Source organism: Saccharobesus litoralis (genome assembly GCF_003063625.1).
Lineage (GTDB): Bacteria > Pseudomonadota > Gammaproteobacteria > Enterobacterales > Alteromonadaceae > Saccharobesus > Saccharobesus litoralis.
In genome coordinates, this window is the sequence record NZ_CP026604.1 from 178,392 (window position 1) to 204,159 (window position 25,768).

Sequence of the window (25,768 nt, forward strand, 5' to 3'; positions counted from 1 at the left end):
CAGCAAAAAAATAGGCAAGGATTTAAATGGATATTCGGGTTTTTAAAACTTTTCTTGAAGTCGCAAAAGTAAAGCATTTCGGCAAGGCGTCAGAAAATCTTTATATAACGCAAGCGGCGGTTAGTGCACGGATAAAGCAACTCGAAGATTACTACGCCACTAAGTTGTTTATTCGTGAAAAAAATAATATCCGTTTAACCTCAGCGGGTGAGCGCTTGTATCAATATGCCAATGCTATTGTCGAGCAGTTAACCCATTCTAAGCTGAATTTAACATTAGCAGAAACCAACCAAGTATTGATAAATATTGCGGCTACCCCTAATGTTTGGGACGCTTATTTAGCAGGCAGTATTAGTGCCATTGTGTCCCAAGCCAGTGAGGTAACACTGGGAGCTGAAATTTCGTCGCGAGAATCCATTCATCGCCGGCTAATCGATAAAACGTTAGATATAGGTGTATTGTCCGACCCAATCAAAGGGGACGAACTAATTAATGAAAAAATTGGTACGTTTGAACTCGTATTGGCAGCGACGGATTTGGATTGTTTAAATAAACAAGACAAGTTTAACTATGTATTAGTGGATTGGGGGATGGCGTTTTTAAAAGAGCACAATGCGCTGCATAAATTTACCCCTATGATGCGCACAACGACTGCAAAAATTGCCTTAGATGTTATCTTAGAAAATGGTGGCGCGGCATACTTGCCAGTTGAATTAGTCGACCCTTATGTCAAAGAAGGGCAGTTGTTTTTATTACACTCCAATCTCAATATCCAACGCAGTGTATATTTAACTTACCATAAATCAAACGCTCAGCATGAAAAGATTAAACATTTGATTTGTAAGTTAGATTAGTGCGCTATTTCAGCATTTCTTAGGCTTTTTATTGTAATTCTTGCGGTTTCTTCACATATTTTAATTTAAATCATACGGCGGGTTAATAATTGTAAATCCGCTAATAATCCTGCGCTATTGTGTTAGTGTTTTTTGTGTTGATTGTTGACGATGATAAGAAAACTAATGGAACACAAAAACAATACGGTTAGATTAACAAGAGCCTTTTTTCTAATACTTTTGGGGGTATTTTGCATTGGAAGTTTAACGTTCAATGCTTATGCGAAACAGCCTAATGTTATCGTGATTTTAGTTGATGACCAAGGGTATGGTGATTTGGCAGCGCATGGCAATCCTTGGCTAAAAACGCCTGCTATGGACGAGTTATACCACTCTAGTTTACGTTTCACCGATTTTCACGTTGACCCAACTTGTTCCCCTTCACGCGCTGCATTAATGACAGGTAAATATTCGACAAAAGTCGGTGTGTGGCTGACCTATGCAGGCAGAGAGCATTTAAAGCGCAATGAAAAAACCATGGCTGATGTTTTTAAAAGTAATGGTTATTCAACCGCTATTTTTGGTAAATGGCACTTAGGAGAAAATTATCCATTTAGACCCATGGATAGAGGCTTTGATGAATCGCTTATTCATGGCGGTGGCTCTATTACCGAAACCCCAGACACGTTTGGTAATGATTACTATGACGATATATACAAGCGTAATGGTAAAGCCGAGCAAGTGTCAGGTTACGCAACCGATGTATGGTTCAAAGAAACCCAATCCTTTATTCAACGACAAGGCGATAAGCCATTTTTCGTTTACTTACCACTCAATGCCGCCCACAGCCCATTAACAGTACCAGAAAAATACGCAAAACCTTATCAAAATAAAGCGGGTATTCCTGCTCGCCGTGCTAATTTTTATGGCATGTTAGCTAATATTGATGAAAACCTTGCTAACTTGCGTAAAACACTGAAACAACAGGGTATAGCCGATAACACCATATTGCTATTTTTAAATGATAATGGCACTGGCCACGGTGTTAAATTAGCAGCTAAAAACGGGCAAGGTAACACTAAAGACGGATGGGCGATAGACGGTTACAATGCGGGAATGCGTGGCCGAAAATCTTCTGTGTATGACGGTGGCCATAGATCATTTTTATTTATGCATTGGCCAAACGGTGGTTTAGATAAAGGCAGGGATTTTCCTCATTTAACCGCCCACTTTGATTTATTACCCTCGTTAATTGAGATGTGTGGCTTGGCGTTACCCGAGCCGATCAATTTTGATGGTATTTCACTTTTGCCTTACATTCAAACGGAAAAGCAAAAACAAAAGCAATATCCAGATAGAACCATCGTTGTTCATCATCAGGGAAGACGATCTGTTAAAAACACTCATTTACAAAAATATAAAGATTATGTGGTAATGACGGAGCAATGGCGGTTAGTAGGTAAAGAGTTGTATGCAATTAAAACTGATCCAGCCCAAGCGTTTAATCTTGCACATAAGTACCCTAAAGTTGTTAAACAACTTTCTGCTGAATACGAAAATTGGTGGCAGTCAGTTGAGTTTGCCGATGACAAACCTGAACCTATCGTTTTAAACCCACGTAAACAACATACTTTAGTGATAACTACTCAAAATTTACAAGGTATGCAGCGCGCTCATTATAGTCAATTTGATAACAGAGCAGGAAAGCTAGCCACAGATGGTTACACGCATATTTACAATGATATAAGAGGCAAATATAAAATTACTCTGCGCCGTTGGCCGCGTGAATTGGATTTAGCCATTAATGCTAAAGGCGAGGACTTTAAACTTGATCCTACTAAACATGATGCTTTTTATCCTTTTCACCAATATAAAAACAAAGCACTCCAGCTAAGCAAAGCCCGTTTAAAAATTGGTAAGTTTGATGAGACTAAACCGGTAAAAGCTAACGATACTGAAATTGTATTTAAGGCCTTTATACCAGCAGGAGAATTCACAATTCAAACTTGGTTTTATACAAAAGATAATCAACAGACAAGCGCTTATTACACCTATATTGAACCTGATCTATAAGAGTTCTTCTAAAGCTTGTGTATAAGAGACATACATCCATGTCTGTCTCTTATACACAAATATTAAATAACTTAAAACAGTCAAAAGTCGATGAAAAATGCGGATTAGCAGGTTGTATATAGTGGTTAAAAAGTACCGTCTTTCCTGCGAGAGCAAAGCTACCGCGTCCTGCTATCGCCCCTCGCTTAAAGCGCCTACTTTTGGTACCTGCATCCATGCAGGCACGAGGATGACGAGGGTATTTTCTTACGCCACTGCGATAAAATTTCAAGCCATTGACCTAAAAAAGTGCTTCTGAAACTTGTGTTCAAGAGACAGACATCTATGTAGGTTGAAATTTATTTCGACAATAGCAGTTGAGCTGCTACAAACTGGTCTTCTAGGCGCGATATGGCTTAATACCGCTAATCTGACCAGCAACAACTCAGCTCAGAACAGGCCAGAAATCTTAGATCAATTTATGGGTTGAGCTTTCTTCAGCCAATATTTCCAACAGATCCCACCAAACACTCCAACTTCCATTTTGTTAACAGTTTTTAATCTTGCATAACCGCAAATATGTAATAAACTTATTGATTATATAAACATCATATGTTTATATATTTGTCATGAGTGTATTAATGGTTTGTAATTTATAGTCAAACAGTAAGACTGTTGCTTTGATAGACAGACAGCGCTGTTCAATACTTATGTGACGATTAAATAATCAGGTTTAGCAGATAGATGATTAGATTAGTTTTATTAACCAGCTTAATTTTGTTGGCCCTAGTGCAAGCTAGTATGGCTAATGATAAGTCGGTTAATCGACACATAAGCAGTCCATACGCGCAATTACAACGCATTGATATTGGCGAAGCCAAGTGGACAACCGGTTTTTGGGCTGACAAATATAAGTTAACCGAACAAGCGGTTGTGCCACACATGGGCAGTTTGCTTAAAGGCGATATTGGTCATGCATTCAATAATTTTAAAATCGCAGCTGGATTAAAGGATGGTGTTCATCAGGGCATGCATTGGCATGATGGCGATTTTTATAAATGGATGGAGTCACTGATTTATGTGTATGCCATCAATGGTGATCAAAACATATTAGCTGAATTAGACGAAGTCATTCAGGTGATTGCGCAAGCACAACTTGCCAATGGATATTTGTCTACCTCTAATCAAGTACGTGGCATTAAACCTTGGACAAAACGTAACCACCATGAGTTATATAACTCTGGTCATTTGATTACTACCGCTGTGGTACACAAGCGAGTAACAGGGCAAAACGAACTGCTCGATGTAGCGATTAAACACGCTAACTATTTGTACGATCTCTTTATGCCGACGCCAGATCATTTAAAACGATTTGGTTTCAATATGTCGCAAATCATTGGACTGGTAGATCTTTATCGAGAAACCGGAGACAAGCGATATTTAGTATTAGCTAATCACTTTACCTTGATGCGCGCCCCGCAAGATACAGACAAATTTATGCCGGCTGACGATACAGTGTTCTATATTCATCAAGGTGACATGGTTCAAGAGCGTACGCCGTTAAGAGAAGAGACAGAAGCGGTAGGCCACGCTGTACTGGGGATGCATTTGTGGTCTGGTGCAGCGGATATTTACGCAGAAACGGGCGAGGCGGCAATTATTGATGCCCTTAAACGAATTTGGGGCAGTGCTATTAATCGTAAAATGTTTGTGCATGGTGGTTTAGGGCAGATAGATAAAGCTGCAAGTGAACATTATGATTTGATCCACGAAGGGTTTTATTACGATTATTTGCTACCTAATTCAAGGGCTTATGCTGAAACTTGCGCCAATGTTTCTAACGCTATGTTCAGTTTTCGTATGCTGGGTTTGTTAGGTGAATCCAAATACGCAGATGTAATGGAATTAGTGCTATATAACGGTGCGCTTTCAGGTTTAAGTTTAGACGGAAAGCATTATTTTTATACCAACCCAACTCGTAAAGTTAATGGCGTTCACGATTATCACCAGTTAAAAAATGAGTCAGCTATACGGCAACCTTATATCGCTTGTTTTTGCTGCCCGCCAAACTTAGCGCGAACGCTCGCAAAGCTATCCAATTGGGCATATAGCAAATCAGCTAACGGTATTACAGTCAATATTTATGGTGGTAATACACTTGATACCACACTCCTTGACGGTTCAAGGCTTAAGCTCACTCAAACCACAAATTACCCTTGGCAAGGCCAAATTACTATTCAAATTGAGCAAGCTAAGTCGCAAGCGTTTGATGTGCAACTGCGGATCCCAGCTTGGGCGCAAACAGCGTCTATCGCAGTAAACGGCCAAAAGGTTAATACAGAAATTTTACCAGGTCAGTTTAGTCAGTTAACTCGCCAGTGGGCAAAAGGGGATGTCATAACCTTGGATATTCCAATGGATATTACTTACCTCGAAGGTCATCCACTGATTGAAGAAATACGCAACGAAGTTGCTGTTAAACGAGGCCCGATTGTTTATGCGCTTGAATCGGTCGACTTACCAACAGGTGTCGATATTTTAGATGTTTATATTGCACCCAATCATGAGTTTATACCCGAATATAAGCCTAATTTTTTAGGTGGCGTTACGACTTTACAAGGTTCAGTTTTGTTGCGCAGCGATAAATCGCAAGGTTTGTACCGAGCCGTTTCTCAACCTAGGTTAACCCCTTATAACACTCAATTAATTCCCTATTTTGCGTGGAGTAATCGGGGTGATGAAGATAATGAAATGACAGTGTTTATGCCAGCCGTTTGGCAATATGAGCAGGTTGTGCAAACACCGAATCATATCAAGGGCAAAGATAAGCAATGGTCTTGGTGACCATTTTAAAAAAATAAAAATGTTCAGATAAAAATTGGATAAAGGTTACGAGTACCGTAGCCCATATGCCAGAAAAGGCGCTTTTAGTAGTGCCGACTGTGTTGAAAACACATATTAAATAAGGGCTATTAGCTGCTTTTCCTATTCGCATATGCGTAGCAGTTATCAAGTCAAAGTATTAGCAGATTGAATAGGATAGTTATATCTATGAAAATTGAATGTATTCGCACCCACCATTTGCGTTGCCATTTAGAGCAGCCTTTTGGATTCTCGCAGTGGTATTACGATCAACGTAATGTCCTTGTTATCGAAGTGATCACTGATGAAGGTGTTTCCGGTTGGGGCGAATGTTATGGTCCGGCTGATGTTATTCAAGGTGCAGTCGAAAAGTTTTATGCGCCGCGTATTATTGGAATGGATCCAATTTGTACGGATGCGATATGGCAGCATATGTGGCGTTCATCGCTCGATTTTGCCCGAGCAGGTGTGATGATGGCTGCAATGTCAGGCATTGATATGGCATTGTGGGACTTAAAAGGTAAAGCATTAGGCTTGAGCGTTAGCGAATTAATGGGCGGTCGTCAGCGTGATTTAGTCCCTTGTTATGCAACGGGAATGTATTACATCGACATGCCTGAAGATACTCTAATGCCACGCTTAATTGAAGAAGCTAAGGGGTATGCGAACGAAGGCTATACCGCGATGAAAATCAAAGTTGGTAAGAACGTTGATTTTGACCTTAAATTTATTAAAGCCATGCGCGAAGCGCTACCTAACACTAAGTTAATGGCTGATTCAAACCATGCGTTTGATTTGCCAGAAGCGATTAAAATTGGTCGTGCGCTTGATGAATATGGTTACGATTGGTTTGAAGAACCTTTATCGCCGGAATATCCACATCAGTTCCGTCAATTGCATGAAAAACTGGATGTGGCGATTGCCACAGGTGAATGCGAGCAAACGCGCTTTGGCTATCAAAAATTGATAGAGCGAGGCGGCGTGCAGATTCTGCAAGCTGACTTAGCCTATTGCGGTGGCCCAAGTGAAGCGTTAAAAATCCGTACCCTAGCTTCAACACACGGTATAAATATGATCCCACACGTTTGGGGAACTCAGCTTAACTTAGCGGCAGCGACTCATTTCTTGGCCACCGCTTATCACGAGCCAGGCCGTAAAGAAGAACGCGAATTATTGCTTGAATATGATCGCACCGAAAACCCATTACGCGACGAATTATATTCAACTATGGTTCAGGTATCTGGCGAAGGTGCAGTTGTGCCGACAGCACCGGGTTTAGGCGTAGTAATAGACAAATCTGCTCTTAAGAATTTTGACATTAACACAACGGAAACACGATGAACGATTATCAATACAAGATGCTAATTAATGGTGAACTTGTTGGCGCAACCACAACTTTTCCTGTTACTAATCCAACAACAGGCGAAGTGATTGCACAAGTACCCGATGCTGAACCTCATCATATTGAGCAATGTTTAATCAGTGCTAAGCAAGGTTTTGCTACTTGGTCGGCTACCTCGTTAAGTGAGCGTGAAGCAATTATTTTAAAGTACGCTGAGATCTTAGAAGCCAACAAAGAAGAAATCATCGATCTGTTAGTGGCGGAAACGGGTAAGCCGTATGACAACGCCGAGTATGATTTTGGTATGTTGACCACATGTTTGCATTTCTTCGTTGAAGAAATGAAGCGTATTGATCAGCCCGTGATTGCTGATCCTGATGGTCGTTTCCTTAACTACATTCAGCGTCAGTCATTAGGTGTTGTAGTTGGCTACCTAGCTTGGAACTTCCCGTTATTAAATGTTGGTTACAAGTTAGGCCCATCTTTAGCATCTGGTTGTGCGGCCATTATTAAACCATCACAAGTGACACCACTGGCTACATTAAAAGTGGCTGAATACGCGTTACAAGCCGGTATTCCTGCCGGTGTGGTTAACGTGATCACCAGTAACAACTATGATGTGACTAATCCTTTGCTGACCAGTGACGATGTGTCTATGTTCACTATGATAGGCTCAACTCGAGCTGGCGTAAACGCAATGAAGACGGCTTGTACCAACATTAAGCACTTCTCGGTTGAATTAGGCGGTAACGCCCCTGTAGTGGTTTATGACGACGCTAATTTAGATAAAGCGGTTACTGATATTGTTAACCTTAAGTTTGCTAATTCAGGTCAGGTTTGTGTTTCGCCCAATCGCTGCTTTATACACGAGTCTATTTACGATGAGTTTATTGCGAAAGCGAAAGCGCACGCCGAAGGCTTAGTTTTAGGTGCTGGTAAAGGTGAAGGACGCTTGATGGGACCACTATCTAGCGAAAAAGAGCGTTCGCGCATTCTAGGTTTAGTGAAGTCTGCTCAAGAAGCGGGTGCTAATATAGTACTTGGTGGCAATGTTGTGGGTGACAAAGGTTTCTATATGGCGCCGACGATTATCTCTGACGTTAAGTTAGATATGGATTTGGCTACTAACGAAATTTTTGGCCCTGTTTTGCCTATTGTTAAATACACAGATCAAGATGATGTTATTGCACTAGCTAACGACAATGAATATGGCTTAGCGGCATACGTATATACCACAAATATTCAACGTGGTTTACAAGCAGCAGAAAAGATCACCGCCGGTAGCGTTTGTGTTAACGAAGTGCATTATGGCGTGCATTTACCACATGGCGGCCTAAAACAAAGTGGTGTTGGTAAAGACTGTTCGCGTTACAGCTTAGCCGAGTACTTAACGCTTAAACGTGTTTCTGTTTTAGTTAACGATTAGTACAGTTTCCAGAAAGAAATGGTCAGTTGAATCTTTTGTAGGTCGCCGTACGCTGTTCCAGACGCTTAACGGCATTTCCTACATCCATGTAGGTCGCCGTGAGCTGTTCCAGACGCTTAATGGATGTAGGTCGAAATTTATTTCGACAATAGCAGCAGAGCTGCTACAGACTTGGTTTCTAGCTGCGATATTTGCTTAGAATTGCAAGCTTTGTCGAGGCAAGCCTCGACCTACAAGGGGACTTTAATTAATCAAAATTAGCTAGAAACGGTACGAGTTAAAAACGTGTTTTGGCCACGCACCCTGTGGCCAGTAGTTCACGCCCAACTGTTTTGTTCCTCAAAGTAAAACAGTTGGGCTTTTTATTAAGCGATATACAATTCTTTATGAGAAGCGAGAAAATAATGCATATAAAACGTGTTGCGCAATTATTATTAAGCTTGATTATCATAGTGCAAGGAATGTTGTTCGTGAGCTTAGTTCACGCAGCAGAAGCCCCGCGCCCTAATATTCTATTTATTCTTACCGATGACCAAGGTTATGCCGATGTTGGCTTTAACGGCTCTCCCGACATCATTACACCTAACTTAGATAAGTTAGCTGAAAATGGCACGATTTTTACCTCAGCTTATGTTGTGCATCCTTTTTGTGGCCCGAGCCGTGCAGGTTTAATGACTGGCCGTTACCCGCATAAATTTGGCTCACAGTTTAACTTACCTTCTAAATACGGCATGTCGGGTGGCTTAGGTATTGATGTAAAAGAAACCTTTATCAGCAAAGTTTTACAAGATGCCGGTTATTACACAGGTGCTATTGGTAAGTGGCACTTAGGTGAAACGGCAGAGTTTCATCCAAATAATCGCGGCTTTGATGAGTTTTATGGCTTTTTAAATGGCGGTCATGTGTATTTTCCTGAGAAGTTTCAAAAAGTTTGGAAGCAAGGCCGCGAGCGAGGTCAATATCACTCGATTTGGCACTATATGAAGCCGTTGGAATACAATGGCCAAGACGTGCAAGAAAACGAATATGTAACCGATGGCTTAAGCCGTGAAGCGGTTAAATTTATTGAAAAAGCTGGAAAAAAAGACGAGCCTTTTTTCTTATATCTAGCCTACAACGCACCACATACACCGTTGGAAGCGAAAGAAGAAGATATGGCGATGTTTCCTAACATTAAAGATAAAAAGCGTAAAACCTATGCAGGTATGGTTTACGCGGTAGATCGTGGTGTTAAACGCATCGTTCAAAGCCTGAAAGACACTGGCCAGTATGACAACACCATGATCGTATTTTTAAGTGACAATGGTGGCCGACCTGATCAAGGTGCTAATAACTATCCATTGCAAGAAGGTAAAGGCAGTGTACTAGAAGGTGGTTATAGAACACCTATGTTTATTCATTGGCCTAAAGGTTTACATGGCGGTAATAAATATAAGCATCCTGTGTCGGCATTAGATTTTTATCCAACCTTTGCTAATTTAGCTGGCGCCAAAGTACCAGAACATAAAAAGCTTGACGGTAAAGATATTTGGCCAGCCGTTGTTCGCAATAAAAGTGCGCGAGCGGGTGAAAATATTTACGTTATGCGCCATTGGGCGGGTAAGTCGGATGTGGCGGTACGTCGCGACAATATTAAAGCGGTCAAGTTAAAACATGGAGCATGGCAAATGTATGACGTGGATAACGATCCGGGTGAAACCCAAAATATCGTCGAACAAAACCGTTTCCTGTTACAAGAATTAGTCGCTGAGTTTGAAATATGGAGCTGGACCAATGTGCAACCACAATGGTTTTACACGCACAATGAAGGCGCTACATGGCGAAAGCATGGAATGCCAAGGTTTGATCAGACGTTTAAAATAGCGCCTATAAAGAATTAACCCTGCTACACCATTTAAGCCATAAAATCCCAGCTCTGCTGGGATTTTTATTTATCAAATATCATCATACATCTTGTGGTTATTGGCTTTAAAATTTAAACTCCACGTTTTACATCAGTCAACGCACTGTTTTGTACAACCATTTATAAAAGTTAATAATCAATGCTGCCAAATTGCCCAAAATGCCAATCCGAATACGTATATCAAGATCAATCACTGTTAATTTGTCCTGAATGTGGCTACGAGTGGGATCCAGTTGAAGCAGAAGCCGAAGATGAGGTAATCGTTAAAGATTTTAACGGTGCTGTTTTGGCAGAAGGCGATAAAGTGACTGTCATTAAAGATTTAAAAATTAAAGGCAGTTCTCAAGTGATTAAAATCGGTACTAAAGCCTTGGTGCGCCGTATTTTTGATAAAAAAGATCACGAACTCGATTGTAAAGTCGACGGCGCTGGCGAAATGATGGTGACCGCAAAGTTTGTGAAAAAGGCTTAGTTTATTGTTTTGTTGAAAGCAGTAGTGGCTTGTATTTATCTATCGGGCTGTTCAACACTTTCACCCTGAGCGCGAAGCAGTCGAAGGGGTCAGGGTTTCTAATTTACACGTGGTCCTTCGACTCCGCCCAACTTGAAATTAGTAGGACGCTCTAAATCATGTTACAAAAATCACCAGATGCGAACTTTCGACGCTGTCTGAAAAATCGGATTGGTATTTTCTTGTTATAAACATGACTCGTTTCTCACACGCGCACCATTGCAATCACCTTGTAAGTTAGCAATTTCGGTCAAGCAAGGATTAGCTCTATCCAACATAATGCAGCCGTACCTGAAACAATAAGGATAAAGATGAAGGCTAGGCTGCATAACTCCCTTGAAAAACGCATCAAACTCGTATGTGAATATATTAACCACAACCTTAATGAATCGTTAACGCTAGATAAAATGAGTGGTATTGCTGCATTATCTAAATACCATTTTCATCGTGTCTTTAGCGCTTATACTGGGGTATCGGTTACGCAATTTGCGCAATTACAAAGGTTAAAACGTGCGTCGTTTCGCTTAGCGTTTGAAAAGGATATTCGCGTGATTGATATTGCATTAGAAGCCAGTTTTGAAAGTGCTGAAGCATTTTCTCGGGCGTTTAAGCGTACCTTTGAACAATCTCCTTCTGATTTCAGGTCAGTTCCGCAATGGCAAGAATGGCATTCGCGGTTTAATTTTTTAAATCAGACACATGGAGAGACACAAATGAAAGTCGATATTGTTGAATTCGCTGCAACAAAAATAGCGCTACTTGAGCATTTAGGTTCGCCGGATACAGTATATGAAACTGCGAAAAAGTTTATCGATTGGCGTAAAGAAACTGGATTGTCCCCGATTAAAACCAGCAAAACTTTTGGTATTCCATATAGTGATCCTCAAACGACAGAGCCTGAAAAGTTTCGTTGGGATATTTGCGGTGAGGTAAGTTGTGATGTGCTAGACAATAATTATGGGGTTAAAACAGGGATAATACCGGCCGGAAGGTGCGCGACTTTTAGGCATCAAGGCAGTTACGATAATATTCGTGATGCTATCTGTTATGTTTATCGTGAATGGTTAGCTGAAAATAACGAAGAGTTACGTGATTTTCCGTGCTTTTTTCACTACAGAAACTTTATTCATGAAGTCGATGAATGCGACTTACAAACCGATATTTATATTCCATTAGCTGCGAAAGATTAAAGCCCTTGACGAAGCAGCCGCTTCGACAAAAGATTCAATTGTTCATTACTTTAGTGAAAAAGTACTAGAGTTGGCCAAATCAATCTCGTCTATTTAGCCAACTCTCTTATTCTTAATGCTTCAGGGTGTTGCTTTTTAGCGTAATAGCGTACTGCATGGCGCAATAACCATTTTCTTTCTTTGCTTGCGCCATCTAGCCAGTCATGGCAGATTTCAAACACGGTATCGGCGTGATTTTTTGCTATATCACCTAAATGGTTAGCGACACTGCGGCGAACATATAGGGTTTCATCGTCTTTGAGAGCGTCGAGTATTTTTAACGTATAATTGGGGTCTTTAATGAAGTCAGGAATGTTGATCCCCCAAGGTAATTTGGGACGCGTTCCTTCCGAACACAGGCGGCGAACATGCGGATTTTCGTCACTGATCCAACTATACACACGTTCTAGCATTTCATCTCGATAATTGACTAAAAAGGGTCGAATACAAAATTCAGCGCTAAAGCGTTTAGTGACGGCTAATATGCCTTGGCAAGCCATTTCAAAGTTTTGTGCAGTGTGACCAGCCTCATTGTTTTTATTACTTTCAAGGCCAGGGTAGTGATTACAAATAAAGCTACCATAAGGCAGGTAAAACATTCCGCTAAGACCAAAATTGTCAGTGTCTTGTTTTTCCTCAGCCATCGCGCCTATTAAAATTGCAATACTTTGTTGGTAATCGACAGCTAAGCTGTTGTTGACCGCTTTGGCTATATGATGAGCGCGTTGTAACAAAGACAAGGGTTCTAAACCGGTTAAAGCCAAATTAACAAACGTTTTCTGATTAAATTTAGCGTCACTAATTTGTAAATTACGCGCTAAGTGTAAAACGGCAGTCTCACCAAGTAAGGTATTAAGCGGTACGCCTTTATTGATGGCATGGGGTGCGGCTGGCACTTGCGGGGTGTTGTAGTCGAATCCTGACATATCAAACACGAATATCTATTGTTTGGTTTAAGTTCATTATGCCATGGCACTAATGTTAAGTAGAACAGATTGTATGTTGTATGAGTGTTTTAACCTCATATCGCCACTTTCATACCAAATTAGGTTCTGTTTTAAAACAATGTAATAAAAAAGTTAGTTTAATTGGTGATTTTTTCTTAAAAATTAAATAAACCTATTGAATATATAAACATCATATGTTTATATATTTGGTATGAGTGAGATGGTTTATTACGATTTAAAGCACGCCGCAACAATGTCGCCCAGTTTATCCGTGCAAGTATCACGAGAGATTGGTCGGCGTATTGTTGCTGGTACGTATGCACAAGACAGCTTAATTGAAGACGAGTCGGCTTTGGCTGAGCGCTTTCAAGTGAGCCGAGCGGTTGTGCGTGATGCGGTTAAAATTCTGGTTAGTAAAGGGCTACTTGAAGTTCGTAGAGGTATAGGAACGCGTGTTCGGCCTCGGTCACAGTGGATATTGCTAGATGACGACGTGTTAGCTTGGCATATTTCAGCGCAGCCTAATTGTGAGTTTGTGCGTCAGCTTATGGATATTCGATTATGTTTTGAGCCGATGGCGTCGCGTTGGGCAGCAGAGCGGGCAACGCTTGAGCAAATTAGCGAAATTGAGCATGCCTGCATTGCGATGGAAAAAGAAAAAGGCTCGGTAGAAAACTTTATATTTGCTGATGCTATGTTTCATAAGGCCGTGTTAAGAGCTGCTGGCAATGAATTATTAACCGCAATGGAAGGCGTTATTTATTTAGCCTTGTTGGTGAGTGTACGCATTACCAATCAAGATCCGCGTAAAAATGGTACGTCTGTGCCCTTTCATCGCGAATTGTATAGTGCAATTGCTAGAAGAGAAGCCGAAAAGGCGGAGCAACTTACCGAAAAATTGTTAACCGATGCCAGCCGTCGCTTGCAAGAAGCAGCTAAACTAAATGAAATACGTTAATTTTTAAAACGGCTGACATGATTAAATTCAGTCGATAGTAGAGGATGTGAGATGGTGACTCGTCAGTATACTCGCAGTCTGAAACAACAATTTATAACAACGCGAACGCTGACAAAAAGTTAGATAAACAGGCAGCACTAAATAGAAATATGGCTGTTATTCGTAAGTGACAGTCCTGTAGGTATCCATATGGTAAACACACAACGTAACGTGACATTTTATGCATTAATCGCCGCATTTGGTGGTTTTGTATTTGGTTTAGATCTGATGAATATATCAGGTGCCATACGCTATATTAGCTCAATATTTGAATTAGATGACGGCCAAGTAGGGCGCGTTGTTGGTATTAGTTTTTTAGGTGTGGTTTGTGCATTATTTTTTGCCGGTACCTTATGCGAACGCTATGGTCGCCGTGCAGTATTAGTTGGTATTGCGTTAGCGTATTCGCTTTCATCTATTTTATCTGCTTTTGCCGTTAACTACGAAATGCTAGTTATTGGCCGTTTTATTGGTGGTGCAGCTTTTGCGTCGATTACAGTATCGGCCATGTATATAGGTGAAATTGCCCCAGCTGAGCAACGCGGAAAATTTGTGTCGGTTAATCAGTTAATGATCGCCATCGGTATTTTGTTGGCATCGATTGTTAATTTCTTTCTCATTAAATACTTAGATGATATTAGCTTTTTAAATGGTGAAAACGTTTGGCGTTATATGTTGGGCGCTGAATTAATCGCTAATGTTGTGTGGGTAGCTTTGTTACTAACCGTACCAGAATCACCGCGCTGGTTGTTGAAAAAAGGCCGTGATCAAGAAGCCAAATCTATCATCGAAAAGATTGTTCCAGCTGAACAAGTCACTAGTTTTATTAATGAAGTAAAACAAAGTTTTCATAATGAGAGCAAATCAGACACATTAACCCAGCTTAAAAACTTATTTCATAAGCGTATGAGTTTAGTGTTATGGATAGCCATTGCCTATGCCATAGTGCAAGGCGGTACTGGAATGAATGCATTATTATCGTTTGCGCCAATGGTTTTTGAGCAGGTGGGAATGACAACCGAAGACAGCTTTATGCAAACTGTTATCATGGGAGTGGTTAATTTAGCTGCTGTATTTATCGCGATTTTCACAGTCGAAAAATTAGGTCGTCGATTCTTAACCATTGCCGGATTAGTGTTGGTGGTGGTTGCTCATACTTCAAGCTGGATCGGCTTTAAAGATACCACTTATGTATTCGACCAAGCCGCTTATAGCAAAATAGAGAAACAGCTTGAAGGGGAAGAGGTTGATATGACTAAGCTATTACCTCTTGTTGGCACTACATTCGAAAACGACGTTGAATTGAAAAAAGCCCTTGCCAATGTACTGAGTAAAAAAGAATTACCGTTAGCCAGTGGCGCTATTATTAACCAAACAATCCAAGGTATTAAACCTATGCTGATTTTGTTTGGTATTTTTGCAATGTTGGCGGCATTTAATATGTCTATTGGGCCTATATTATGGGTGATTTTCTCAGAAATATTCCCTAATAGTGTACGCAGTGTTGCTTTACCGTTTGCCGCGTTAGTCCAAACCTTATCGTCATGGGCGATCAGTGAATTATTCCCATGGCAATTAAGCACATTTGGTGCAGCGAATGTGTTTTTAATGTATGCCGGTATAGGTTTAATTGGTTTGGTTGTGATGTATTTCATCTTGCCGGAGACGAAAAGCAAATCAATAGAAATGATTGAACGAGATTTGGTACGCGCTTAAGCGGCCAAATCCAAATTGAAATAGATTGAAAGTAAGTTAATAAATGACAGTGAAAAACCAAGCAATTGAGTATTTGATTATCGACTGGGGTACGACCAATTTTCGTGCCTTTGCGTTAGATAACCAAGGCCAAGTTCAAGATAAAAAAGAATTAGGGTTGGGTCTATTACAAGTCGAAGACGCTGACTTTGCCAACGCATTACAGGGCGTTTTAGCCAACTGGTTAAACAATTACCAAAGTCTACCTATTTTTATGGCGGGTATGGTGGGTTCTGCCCAAGGTTGGGTTAATGTCGACTATGCTGCTACACCGGTCAATAATCGTGGCTTAATTAACAACGCCTATCGCTTTGAATTGCCGTGGGGGGCGCTAGCCACCATTATCCCAGGTGTTAGTCATCAAGCTAAAAATGGCGTTTATGACGTAATGCGTGGTGAAGAGGTGCAGCTATTTGGTTTAGCTAAATTAACCCAATCGGCTTCATTAACGGCTGTTATGCCGGGTACACACAGTAAACATGCCGTTTTAGATAATGGAAAAATGACCGAGTTTGCGTCGTTTATGACAGGTGAGCTGTTTTCCGTTATTTCACAGCACACAATTTTAGGTCGTGGCTTACCAAAACAAATCGACAATCAAGACGCGTTTTTACGCGGTGTAACTGAAAGTAAAACTGAAAAGCTAACCAGTGCTTTGTTTGCTGCTCGTACCCACAGGCTATTTAATAATATTCAAGAATCTGATGTTTATGATTACTTATCTGGTTTGTTGATTGGCTATGAGTTAAATAATTTAGCTAACAATTTAACCAACAACCCAGTTTACTTAGTTGGTGGCAAAGGGCTATGCGCGCGTTACCAAACCGCTTGTGACGCTTTATCTATTTCAGCCATTTACATGAATGGTGATGAATGTTTCTTAGCCGGAATGGCTGATTTAATTTCGGAATTATCTAATGTCTAAACCGTTTTCTTTACAAGGCCAGTTGCCGTTAATTGCCATTATTCGCGGCGTTTTACCCCAAGATGTGATCCGTATTGCAGAGATTTTGGTAGAAGAGGGCTTCACTATGATTGAGGTGCCTCTTAACAGCCCAGATGCGCTAGACAGTATTAGTCGTTTAGTTAAGCACTATGGTGACAAATATTATATTGGTGCCGGAACCGTTACCACGCCAGAGCAAGCTAAAGCTGTCATTGAAACAGGGGCTAACCTTGTCGTGACACCAAATATGAATGAAGAAGTGATCAAAATGTCGGTGGCTGCCGGTTGTGCAACATTTCCTGGGGTTGTTACCCCAACCGAAGCGTTTAATGCGCTAGCAGCTGGTGCGACAGGCCTTAAACTGTTTCCTGTATCCGCTTTAGGTTTAGATGGCTTTAAAGCACTTAAATCTGTAGCGCCTCAAGGCACGCTGTTCTTTCCTGTTGGTGGTATTAACCCAACAATAGAAAGCATGAAGCCTTATACAGATATTGGTGCGCAAGGGTTTGGTTTAGGGTCGGCATTGTATAAGCCGAGTATGTCAGACGAACAAGTACGGCAGAATGCTCGCGACTACGTAAAATTTTTCAACGCCTGTATTGAGTAAGTCGAACTAAAACTCGACTAACCCTAGTACTGTTTCAATTTAATTTTGATTAGTTGATGTTGTTCAGTGTAGGTCGGCCTTTAGGCCGATGGGTACGCGAGTGACAACGGTTTAAATAATGGCCTAAAGGCCAACAAGGGATTCAACTGAACATTTCTATATTGAATAGGTACTAGTACCTTTTCAATTTAATTTTGATTAGTTGAAAACATTGGTGATCACTTTCACACTGAGCGCGAAGCAGTCGAAGTGTCGGTAAATTAGAAAGTAATAAGACTTCGACAAGCTCAGCCTGAAGTTGTTTATTTAATCTAAATATGGCTAAAAACATCACTAGTGATAATAAATTATGCGAGTGATTCAACTGATCATTTCTTTCTGGAAACAGTACTAGTACTCCGACACAAAAGTTATGACATGTTGAACTCGTTTTTATTAGCAATCATAAAACGAGCGAGATTAAAGACCTGTTCCCTTGCGGGGACGAATTTGTAGGGCCGAATTTATTTCGGCTAACACAAGGTTTGTCGATGTAAAATCGACCCTGCAATTTAGCAAGTGGTTATAAATTAAACCGTTCAAAATTTTTAGTTAAGGTACTAGATATTTTGAGCAAAAGAGTGATCTTTTGCTTAAATTAATCCCAAACGAAATGTACCGATTTGGGATTATTGTACGCAAAATTCAAATGTATGATCTAACTTAAAATCATAAGTAGATTGTATAAATGAACATAACAATCAGTTTAGAGCTTGGGTTATATACCTAAAGCATTTTAAAAGGTGAAAACTATGAGCAAGTTGCATACGCATCCTAACGCAATTGTCGCGAATTCAGAAAGCCCGCACGTAAAGTTAAAAGGCATAAACTTTGGCGATTGTTCTTGGAAAAAAGACGGCTTTTGGGGTGAAAAAACTCAAAAGGCAGTTGACGTTATGTTGCCATATATGGGTGATGTTTTATGTGGTGATGTCGGACACGCATTAAACAACTTTAAGATTGCGGCTGGCATGAAAGAAGGTAAACACCAAGGTATGTACTGGCATGATGGTGACTTCTATAAATTTATGGAAGGTAAAATTTATGCCTATGGTTTAACAAAAGATGAAAGCCTTTTAAAAGAGTTAGACGAGTACATTGAAATAATTGGCAAAGCGCAGGAGCCAGATGGTTACTTGCAAACTCAAATCCAATTAAAAGTAGACGCCGACGCCGAGCGTTACGCAAACCGTAAATATCATGAAATGTACAATACAGGCCATTTCTTAATTACAGCCTGTGCCCACTTTAGAATTACTGGTAAACGTAGTTTACTAGAGATGGCAATAAAACATGCCGACTTGTTATATACCTACTTTTTCCCAAATACTAAGCATTACCAACGTTTTGGTTTTAACCAAACGCAAATTATGGGCTTGGTAGAGCTATATCGCACGGTAGGTGACAAGAAATATTTAGAGCTAGCACAAAAGTTTATTGATCGTCGCGGTACTTACGAAATTGAGCACGATTCAACGACGGTTGGCTACCCAATTGGTGACATGGTGCAAGAGCGCACACCATTACGCGACGAAGTTGAACCAGTAGGGCACGCAGTATTAGCATTGTATTACTACGCAGGCGCGGCAGATGTGTATGCTGAAACCGGTGAGCAAGCGCTTAAAGATGCATTAGAGCGTTTGTGGGAACGTGTAACTCAGAAGAAAATGTACGTAACCGGTGCTGTTGGTCAAACTCACTACGGAGCATCGGCCAACCGAGACATGATTGAAGAAGGTTTCATTGATGATTATATGATGCCTAACTTGACCGCCTACAATGAAACTTGTGCCAACCTTTGTAACGCCATGTTTAGCTACCGTATGTTGGGGCTAAATGCTGAAGCCAAATATGCAGACATTATCGAATTAGTTATGCATAACTCAGGTTTGTCAGGTATCAGTATTGAAGGTAAAGATTATTTTTATGCTAACCCGCTACGTATGCTGCACGGTACACGTGATTACGATGCCCATAAAGATGTAACCGAAACACCGAACCGCGAATCCTATTTAGATTGTTTCTGTTGTCCGCCTAATTTAGTGCGTACTATTTCTAACTTGTCTGGTTGGGCCTATAGCCTTTCTGATAACGGTGTATACGTTAACCTTTATGGTGCTAATAACCTAAATACTAATTTATTAGACGGTAGTGCAATTAAGCTTTCACAAGATACTGAATATCCTTGGAAAGGCTTAGTTAAATTAACCGTAGAGCAATGTAAAACCGATGCGTTTGAAATTGCTTTACGTGTTCCGGGTTGGGCTAAAGGCGCAGACATTACCATTAACGGCCAGCAAGCTGATGTACAAGCTGTACCTGGGCAATACGCGATTATTAGTCGTCAATGGCAAGAAGGTGATGTCATCATCATTGATATACCGATGGAAGCTACCTTAGTTGAAGGTCATCCGCGTATTGAAGAAGTGCGTAACCAAGTGGCTGTTAAACGTGGTCCTGTTGTTTACTGTGTTGAAACACCTGATCTACCTGAAGAGACGAGTGTGCTGGATGTGTATATTAAAGGTGATACGGCATTAGAAGTGGACTATCGTCCTGAGTTCTTAGGCGGTACTACCTTTATTAAAGCCGATGCATTACTGCGTTCACAAAATAAAGACAGTATGTATTCAGCAATCAGCAAACCCGACTTTAAAGAGTTTAAAGCTGAGTTAGTGCCTTATTATGCATGGAGTAACCGAGGCTTAGCTGAAATGACAGTGTTTATGCCTATTATTTGGAAATAGGTTGCTAATTTTTTGTTTTATCAAACCCTGCAATTGCAGGGTTTTTTTATACCTTTGAAAATTGTTGCGCATTTTGGGCTAACAAACTTCGCGCCCCTTCATTAATTTCTTCTTGGTGCATGTTCTAACCGCAGATGGTTTAATTTACCGACTTTAGTGGGTGAGCATTTATGCTTGCAGATCCTACAAACTTTTTGCCCCAAAGAGCAAGACGACAGAATATCATTCTCGACAACAATTTCTAAATACCTGCATCCATGCACCAAAAGTAGGGGCTTTTAATCTAGGTATCGCCACAACAGCTTTATTATGTTGTAACTATAGATGGTAATAAGCTCGTTGCTTGAGATGCTGAATAGTTACGTTTGGTAATTCATAATAAATGTTTTGGTATTACCAAATTAAAGTTAATTTCATCACGGCTACTTTAAATTTTTTGATCGTTTAACTTCTACAAATATTGATCCTTATTGCTTAGTAACTATAGCTTGAATCTAAATCCGTTACCGGACAACTATCTATAATTGTAACTAATCAGCATGTCTACCACAGGCATAAAAATTACCATCATACCTGAGTATTCAGGCATCCAGCGCCTATGTATAGGTAAACTTAGCTCTCGTTTACTAAGCAAAGTCGCTAGGTTACCGCTTTCGCGGCAAAGACGGGGTAATTAGCAACACTAGGGTGTGTAATACGAATTACGCTGAGTAGATACCTAAAATTTATCCTTTTAGAAGGTTGGGTGTTGGCTTATATGGATGAGGGAAATTGTTCGCCTTGTGCTTTGTGACCTAAAAGCGCGGTTTCTGTTGAATTAACGCTAAAACCATTTATCTCAATCAATTACTAACTGCGATAAAAATTCGTATTGATATAATTCAATAACAGTTTTTGCTATTGGAATTACCAATTGTTTTTATTTTGTTAGGTTTTGTTTGATAAATTGGTTGATATTAAATCTGAAATGTGAAAATATTTGGATATACCTCTTACATTGAGGTGTAAGTCATAAATACAATAATTTATTAAATTGTTTGATATTTGGTAATGCCAATATCGACCTAGACAAGGTGAACAACAATGCATTTCAAGAAACATACAATCGCAATGGCAGTTTTATCTGTTTCTGCTTTTGGTTATTCAGCAAACACAATCGCCCAAGAAGAAGCAGCCGACGAAACAGAAGTAATTCAGGTTTCAGGTATTCGCGGTTCATTATTGACTGCACTTAACGAAAAACGCTCAGCAGATAACTTAGTAGAAGTTATTCAAGCCGACGATATTGGTAAATTACCTGACCAAAACTTAGCGGAAGTACTAGAAAACGTTACAGGTATTCAAATTACCCGTACCGCAGGTGTCGGTACTGGTGTACAAATTCGTGGTACCAATGCTAACCGTGTTGAAATTAACGGTGTATCAACCGTTGGTTCTGGCGGTGGTCGTAACGGTATCGATTTTGAAGATGTATCAGCAGCCATTATTGCCGGTGTAGAAGTGACTAAGTCTCCGCAAGCAAAAACTATTGAAGGTTCTGTTGGTGGTACTATCAACCTTAAAACCATTCGTCCTTTAGCGTTAGATGACACGCTTGCGTCTGTTCGTGTCCAAGCTGAAAACAGCAGCTTAAGTACTGAATCAGCAAAACCAAGACTGTCAGCAACGTTTGGTAAGAACTGGGAATCAGATTTAGGTAAATTTGGTTTTGTTATTGCTGGTAGTTATATTGAACAAGAAGCGGTTTCTTTCCGTCCGCGTACTGACCGCGATAGCTTAGATAACGACGGTAACCTAGCTATCCAATTCTTGACGCAAGAGCAAGAAAACGATGACTACGAAACGGTTAATATCGCCACAACATTAGAGTGGGCACCAAATGAAAACAGTAAATTCTATTTTGACGCCATTATCAATGAACAAGAACAAAGTCGTGACCAATATCGTGCTCAAGCGTCTGGTGTTAGTGCACTTAAAAATAAAGATGCTAGCAAACCAGACGAGTATGAAGTGGTTAACTTTGGTACTAAAGGCGATCACAGCTGGCCAGATTTCAAAGCAGCTTTAAAAGGTTCTATTGGACCTGATGCAAGCGAAGGCTTTGATAACCCTAACTTACGTATTTCAAGTGAAACTGGCTCACGTGTGACTGATACCGAAGTTTTTGTTTTTGGTGGTGAGTTCCAAGCTGAGCAATTTAAAATTAGTGCAGAAATTGCTACATCAAGCTCAGATTCAGTTAAGCCTAAATTTGAATCGACGGTTAACTTTATTAACCCGAAAGCACCATTGGTATCACGAATTAATTATGAGCGTACTAATGGTGATGGTGAAGTAGAAACTGGCCGAGTTGAAGTTCCTTTTATTGATGGTATTGATAGCCTTGAAGATGCAATTGCCAGTGTTGATGGTGGTACTAGCGGTATCATTTACAACGATAATGCAACACCGTTTGCCTATGATTTATCTGGTGGTACGTTATCTTTCGGTATTGACCCTAACTCAGCATACACGCCAACTAAAGAGCAGCTGTTAGATCCGAAAAACTACGTATTCGAAAAGCTAGAAAAAGGCGGCGATTTACAAAAGAACTCTGAAGATAGTTTCCGTATTGATGCAGAATACTATATAGATGATAGTGTGATCACCTCTATTGATGTGGGTTATCGTTTTAACAAATCGTCTAGTGAATACACGCGTATTAACGGTAGTTTCAGTTATGGTGATATGACTCGCGCAGCGAATGGTGAGTTATTTAAAGAGCTATTAGTGCCAGGCCCTGACAACTTTGGTAGTGCAGATGATCGTGAGCTTTATATTAAAGACTTCTTGTGGATTGACCCAGATCGTTCATTCTCTGATCCTCAAGGTACAGTTGATATTATCTACAACGCGTTAGATACACATTATGGTTCACAAAGCAGCCGTGTTAACGAAACGCCACAAAACAGCTCGTACTACTTAGTTGAAGAAGACACTAATGCTTTCTATGCTCAAGCTAATTTCGAGTATGAAAATATTCGTGGTAACTTCGGTTTACGTCATGTGAGCACTGAAGTGCAATCTTCAGGTTATGTAGATGGCGTATTAACGCCGATTAAAGGTGATTACAGCTTAGTTTTACCACGCATTAATGTGATTGCTGATTTAACTGATGACATGGTTGTACGTTTTGGTGTCGGTAAAGATATCCGTCGTCCAGATTTTGATTCACTTAAATATGGTTACAATCTAAACGATAACGAAAACACGGCTGTTGCGTTAGGTAACCCTGGCTTAGCCCCAGAAGAAGTCCAATCATTTGACCTTTCTTGGGAATGGTACTTTGCTGAAGGTTCAGTTGTTAGCGTTGGTTACTTCACTAAATTACGTACCGATATTTTTGGTACTAAAACCTTTGGTGCACCTTTACACCCAGATCCAACTACCGACAGTGGTACAGCTCGTTCAAACGATCCAAGCTGTCCAGGCGGTGGTTTCTATAACCCGAATGTAGTGCCAAGCTTATTGGGTAACCCTGATGTTAAAGGTTTATGTGTAGACTATACCCAAGACAGCAATGATGATGTTTCAACTATGCAATCGGGTTGGGAATTTGCTGTGCAATACGACTTAGCAGGTTTTGAAGATAAGCTAGGTTGGGCATCAGGTTTTGGTGTGATGGCTAACTATACAATGCAAGAATTTAACGGTGGTTCAATTGAAGATTGTACCTTTAGCCGTGGTGCAGATGTATTAGGTGATGACGTGTGTGCAGAGCGTGGTTTGGAAGATTTCTCTGAAGACGCTTATAACTTCACGCTTTACTATGAGAAGTATGGTTTATCAGCTCGTATGCGTTACACATGGCGTGATGCGTTTACCTCGACTGACTTTGGTGGTGGTTCAAGCACAAGTAGTACGCTTAGTTTCCCTGTGGTTACCTCTGCACGTGGTCAGTTAAATGCCAGTGTGACTTATGACATTACTGAGCAATTAAATGTCGGTGTTGAAGCGGTTAACTTAACTGAGCAAGGCGTAGAGCAATATTGTGTTAACGATGGCGCGCTACTGTGTTTTGTTGGTTTACCAGACCGTCGTGTCACTGCAGGTGCAACGTATAAGTTCTAAAATGCTTATTGGTTGTTAGGTAACTATTGGTGGGCGAGCATTTATGCTTGCAGAGCCTGCAAACCTTTGTTACCAAATATTTTGGTCGAGTAGGCCGAGGGAGCTTCCCCCTCAGCCTCTCACAGATCCGTACGTGAACCTCTCAATTCATACGGCTCCTCTCGTTTCACCATTTACGGCCTGCAACCAAATTGCCAATGAGAAAATAGATACGGTTGTGTATTACACACCCTTTGCATCCATTTTCTTGCTCTTTGGTAACTGAATTTCAGCCGTTTGTATTTCTTCTTCGCCCATTTCAACAATTTAAGGTTTATCCAAGACATAAGTGGCCTTAATGCTGTTTTCCAAAACCGACTGAAGTAATTTATCCACCCGCTTATCATCGGATTAAGCTTATACGCCAACTCTTGTATCGTTAACCCCGTTTGCTTATGTAGCTTGAGCGCTTTAACTTTCTCTCTAATTTTCTGTTTCGCTTTAGGGCTAATAGCAGGTGTAAAGCCAACAAACATGCGACCCCACCGATTCCTTACTAACCTTGGCCTGAAACAGTAACTAAGAAAATCAAAGCTAATGACTTCATGTGCTTCTTGTCTACCTTCATCAAAGCAGTAAACCAGTTTAGTTTTCTCTGGATGACATTCTAGACAACAATCTAACATGCGTTGCTCAATAGCTTGCTTTAACGCCTTTGCTTCTTGCTCACTACGACAGTGAACCACTGCATCATCCGCATAGCGTGCAAATTGAACATGTGGATGTTCTCTTCGCAACCATTTGTCGAATGCGTAGTGTAAAAACAAATTGGCTAGCAATGGGCTTATCACGCCTCCTTGTGGTGTTCCTTTCGTTCGCTCTATTATCTGACCATCCGAGGTTTCCATTGGCGCTTTAAGCCAACGTTCGATATAGAGTAATACCCATGGGTTATTGGTATGTTTGCGTAACGCTTTGCCCAATAACACCCAGTCCAAGTTATCAAAGAAGCCTTTGATATCTAAATCAATCACCCAGTCGTATCGCCAACACCGCTGGCGCGTTATCGCTAATGCATCATGTGCACTGCGATTAGGTCTGTAACCATAAGAATCATTATCGAATACCGATTCTAATTCAGGCTCCAACTCCATCTTGACGACCATCTGTGCAACTCGGTCTGATACCGTGGGTATGCCTAGTACTCGAACGCCCTTATCCTTAGGGATTTCGACACGCTTCACCGTCGGTGGAAAATAGCTGCCCGATGACATTCGATTCCATATCTTGTACAGGTTCTTCTTCAAGTCCTGTTCAAAATCACTCATCGATTGCTCATCAATTCCTGCCGCTCCACCGTTGGCTCTTACACGTAACCAGGCTTCATAAACTGTCCATTTCGAAATACTAAATGGTTTTGCTGAATTCAATCATTCCTCCTGCTGCAGCAGTTGATGAAAGTTTCATTTAAAACGAGGCAATC

General features: G+C 40.6%; 16 protein-coding genes. 14 read left to right on the plus strand and 2 right to left on the minus strand.

Translation table 11 applies throughout. The features are described 5' to 3' along the window. The first annotated feature begins 26 nt into the window (after positions 1-26). The 8 genes from C2869_RS00650 to C2869_RS00685 all read left to right on the plus strand — a co-directional run bounded on the left by C2869_RS00650 (position 27) and on the right by C2869_RS00685 (position 12,119). Positions 27-854: a LysR family transcriptional regulator gene (locus tag C2869_RS00650; RefSeq protein ID WP_108601119.1), complete on the plus strand. Its 828-nt coding sequence runs from the start codon at positions 27-29 to the stop codon at positions 852-854. 165 nt (positions 855-1,019) lie between these two features. Next, on the plus strand, positions 1,020-2,906 hold the full coding sequence (locus C2869_RS00655) for an arylsulfatase (protein ID WP_159083960.1): 1,887 nt from the start codon (positions 1,020-1,022) through the stop codon (positions 2,904-2,906). A 723-nt stretch (positions 2,907-3,629) separates the two neighbouring features. Beyond that, positions 3,630-5,729, plus strand: a complete 2,100-nt coding sequence (locus tag C2869_RS00660; protein WP_108601121.1) for a glycoside hydrolase family 127 protein — start codon at positions 3,630-3,632, stop codon at positions 5,727-5,729. A 207-nt stretch (positions 5,730-5,936) separates the two neighbouring features. Next, complete coding sequence (locus C2869_RS00665; protein ID WP_108601122.1) at positions 5,937-7,088, plus strand: mandelate racemase/muconate lactonizing enzyme family protein; 1,152 nt, start codon at positions 5,937-5,939, stop codon at positions 7,086-7,088. Then, complete coding sequence (locus tag C2869_RS00670) at positions 7,085-8,515, plus strand: aldehyde dehydrogenase family protein (protein WP_108601123.1); 1,431 nt, start codon at positions 7,085-7,087, stop codon at positions 8,513-8,515. The genes C2869_RS00665 and C2869_RS00670 overlap by 4 nt, the downstream gene beginning before the upstream one ends. A 404-nt stretch (positions 8,516-8,919) precedes the next feature. Next, the gene (locus tag C2869_RS00675) at positions 8,920-10,395 is read left to right on the plus strand and encodes a sulfatase family protein (protein WP_228710728.1); all 1,476 of its coding nucleotides are present in this window, start codon (positions 8,920-8,922) and stop codon (positions 10,393-10,395) included. Between the two features lie 162 nt (positions 10,396-10,557). After that, positions 10,558-10,890, plus strand: a complete 333-nt coding sequence (locus C2869_RS00680) for a zinc ribbon domain-containing protein YjdM (RefSeq protein WP_108601124.1) — start codon at positions 10,558-10,560, stop codon at positions 10,888-10,890. Positions 10,891-11,240: 350 nt separating this feature from the next. Beyond that, the gene (locus tag C2869_RS00685; RefSeq protein ID WP_199915610.1) at positions 11,241-12,119 is read left to right on the plus strand and encodes an AraC family transcriptional regulator; all 879 of its coding nucleotides are present in this window, start codon (positions 11,241-11,243) and stop codon (positions 12,117-12,119) included. Between the two features lie 89 nt (positions 12,120-12,208). Here C2869_RS00685 and C2869_RS00690 read toward each other — a convergent pair whose 3' ends face one another. After that, entirely contained in the window at positions 12,209-13,084 is an 876-nt protein-coding gene (locus C2869_RS00690; protein WP_108604906.1) for a DNA alkylation repair protein, read from the minus strand. Positions 13,085-13,316: 232 nt separating this feature from the next. Here C2869_RS00690 and C2869_RS00695 point away from each other — a divergent pair, with 232 nt between their 5' ends. From C2869_RS00695 to C2869_RS00720, 6 genes are all read left to right on the plus strand, one after another. Then, on the plus strand, positions 13,317-14,063 hold the full coding sequence (locus C2869_RS00695) for a FadR/GntR family transcriptional regulator (RefSeq protein WP_108601125.1): 747 nt from the start codon (positions 13,317-13,319) through the stop codon (positions 14,061-14,063). A 189-nt stretch (positions 14,064-14,252) separates the two neighbouring features. Then, a complete protein-coding gene (locus C2869_RS00700) occupies positions 14,253-15,818 on the plus strand; it encodes an MFS transporter (RefSeq protein ID WP_108601126.1) in 1,566 nt (521 codons plus the stop codon). 43 nt (positions 15,819-15,861) lie between these two features. Then, positions 15,862-16,782 (plus strand): 2-dehydro-3-deoxygalactonokinase, encoded by a 921-nt coding sequence (locus C2869_RS00705; protein ID WP_108601127.1) that lies wholly within the window; start codon positions 15,862-15,864, stop codon positions 16,780-16,782. Continuing rightward, on the plus strand, positions 16,775-17,410 hold the full coding sequence (locus C2869_RS00710) for a 2-dehydro-3-deoxy-6-phosphogalactonate aldolase (RefSeq protein WP_108601128.1): 636 nt from the start codon (positions 16,775-16,777) through the stop codon (positions 17,408-17,410). Before C2869_RS00705 ends, C2869_RS00710 begins: the two co-directional genes overlap by 8 nt. Positions 17,411-18,201: 791 nt before the next feature. Beyond that, positions 18,202-20,196 carry a glycoside hydrolase family 127 protein gene (locus C2869_RS00715; protein ID WP_108601129.1) on the plus strand — a complete coding sequence of 665 codons (1,995 nt, stop codon included), beginning with the start codon at positions 18,202-18,204 and terminating at the stop codon, positions 20,194-20,196. 1,083 nt (positions 20,197-21,279) lie between these two features. Then, positions 21,280-24,306, plus strand: a complete 3,027-nt coding sequence (locus C2869_RS00720) for a TonB-dependent receptor (protein ID WP_108601130.1) — start codon at positions 21,280-21,282, stop codon at positions 24,304-24,306. 173 nt (positions 24,307-24,479) lie between these two features. Here C2869_RS00720 and ltrA read toward each other — a convergent pair whose 3' ends face one another. After that, positions 24,480-25,715, minus strand: coding sequence for a group II intron reverse transcriptase/maturase (ltrA, locus tag C2869_RS00725; RefSeq protein WP_108601131.1), 1,236 nt, complete (start codon positions 25,713-25,715; stop codon positions 24,480-24,482). Positions 25,716-25,768: the final 53 nt, after the last annotated feature.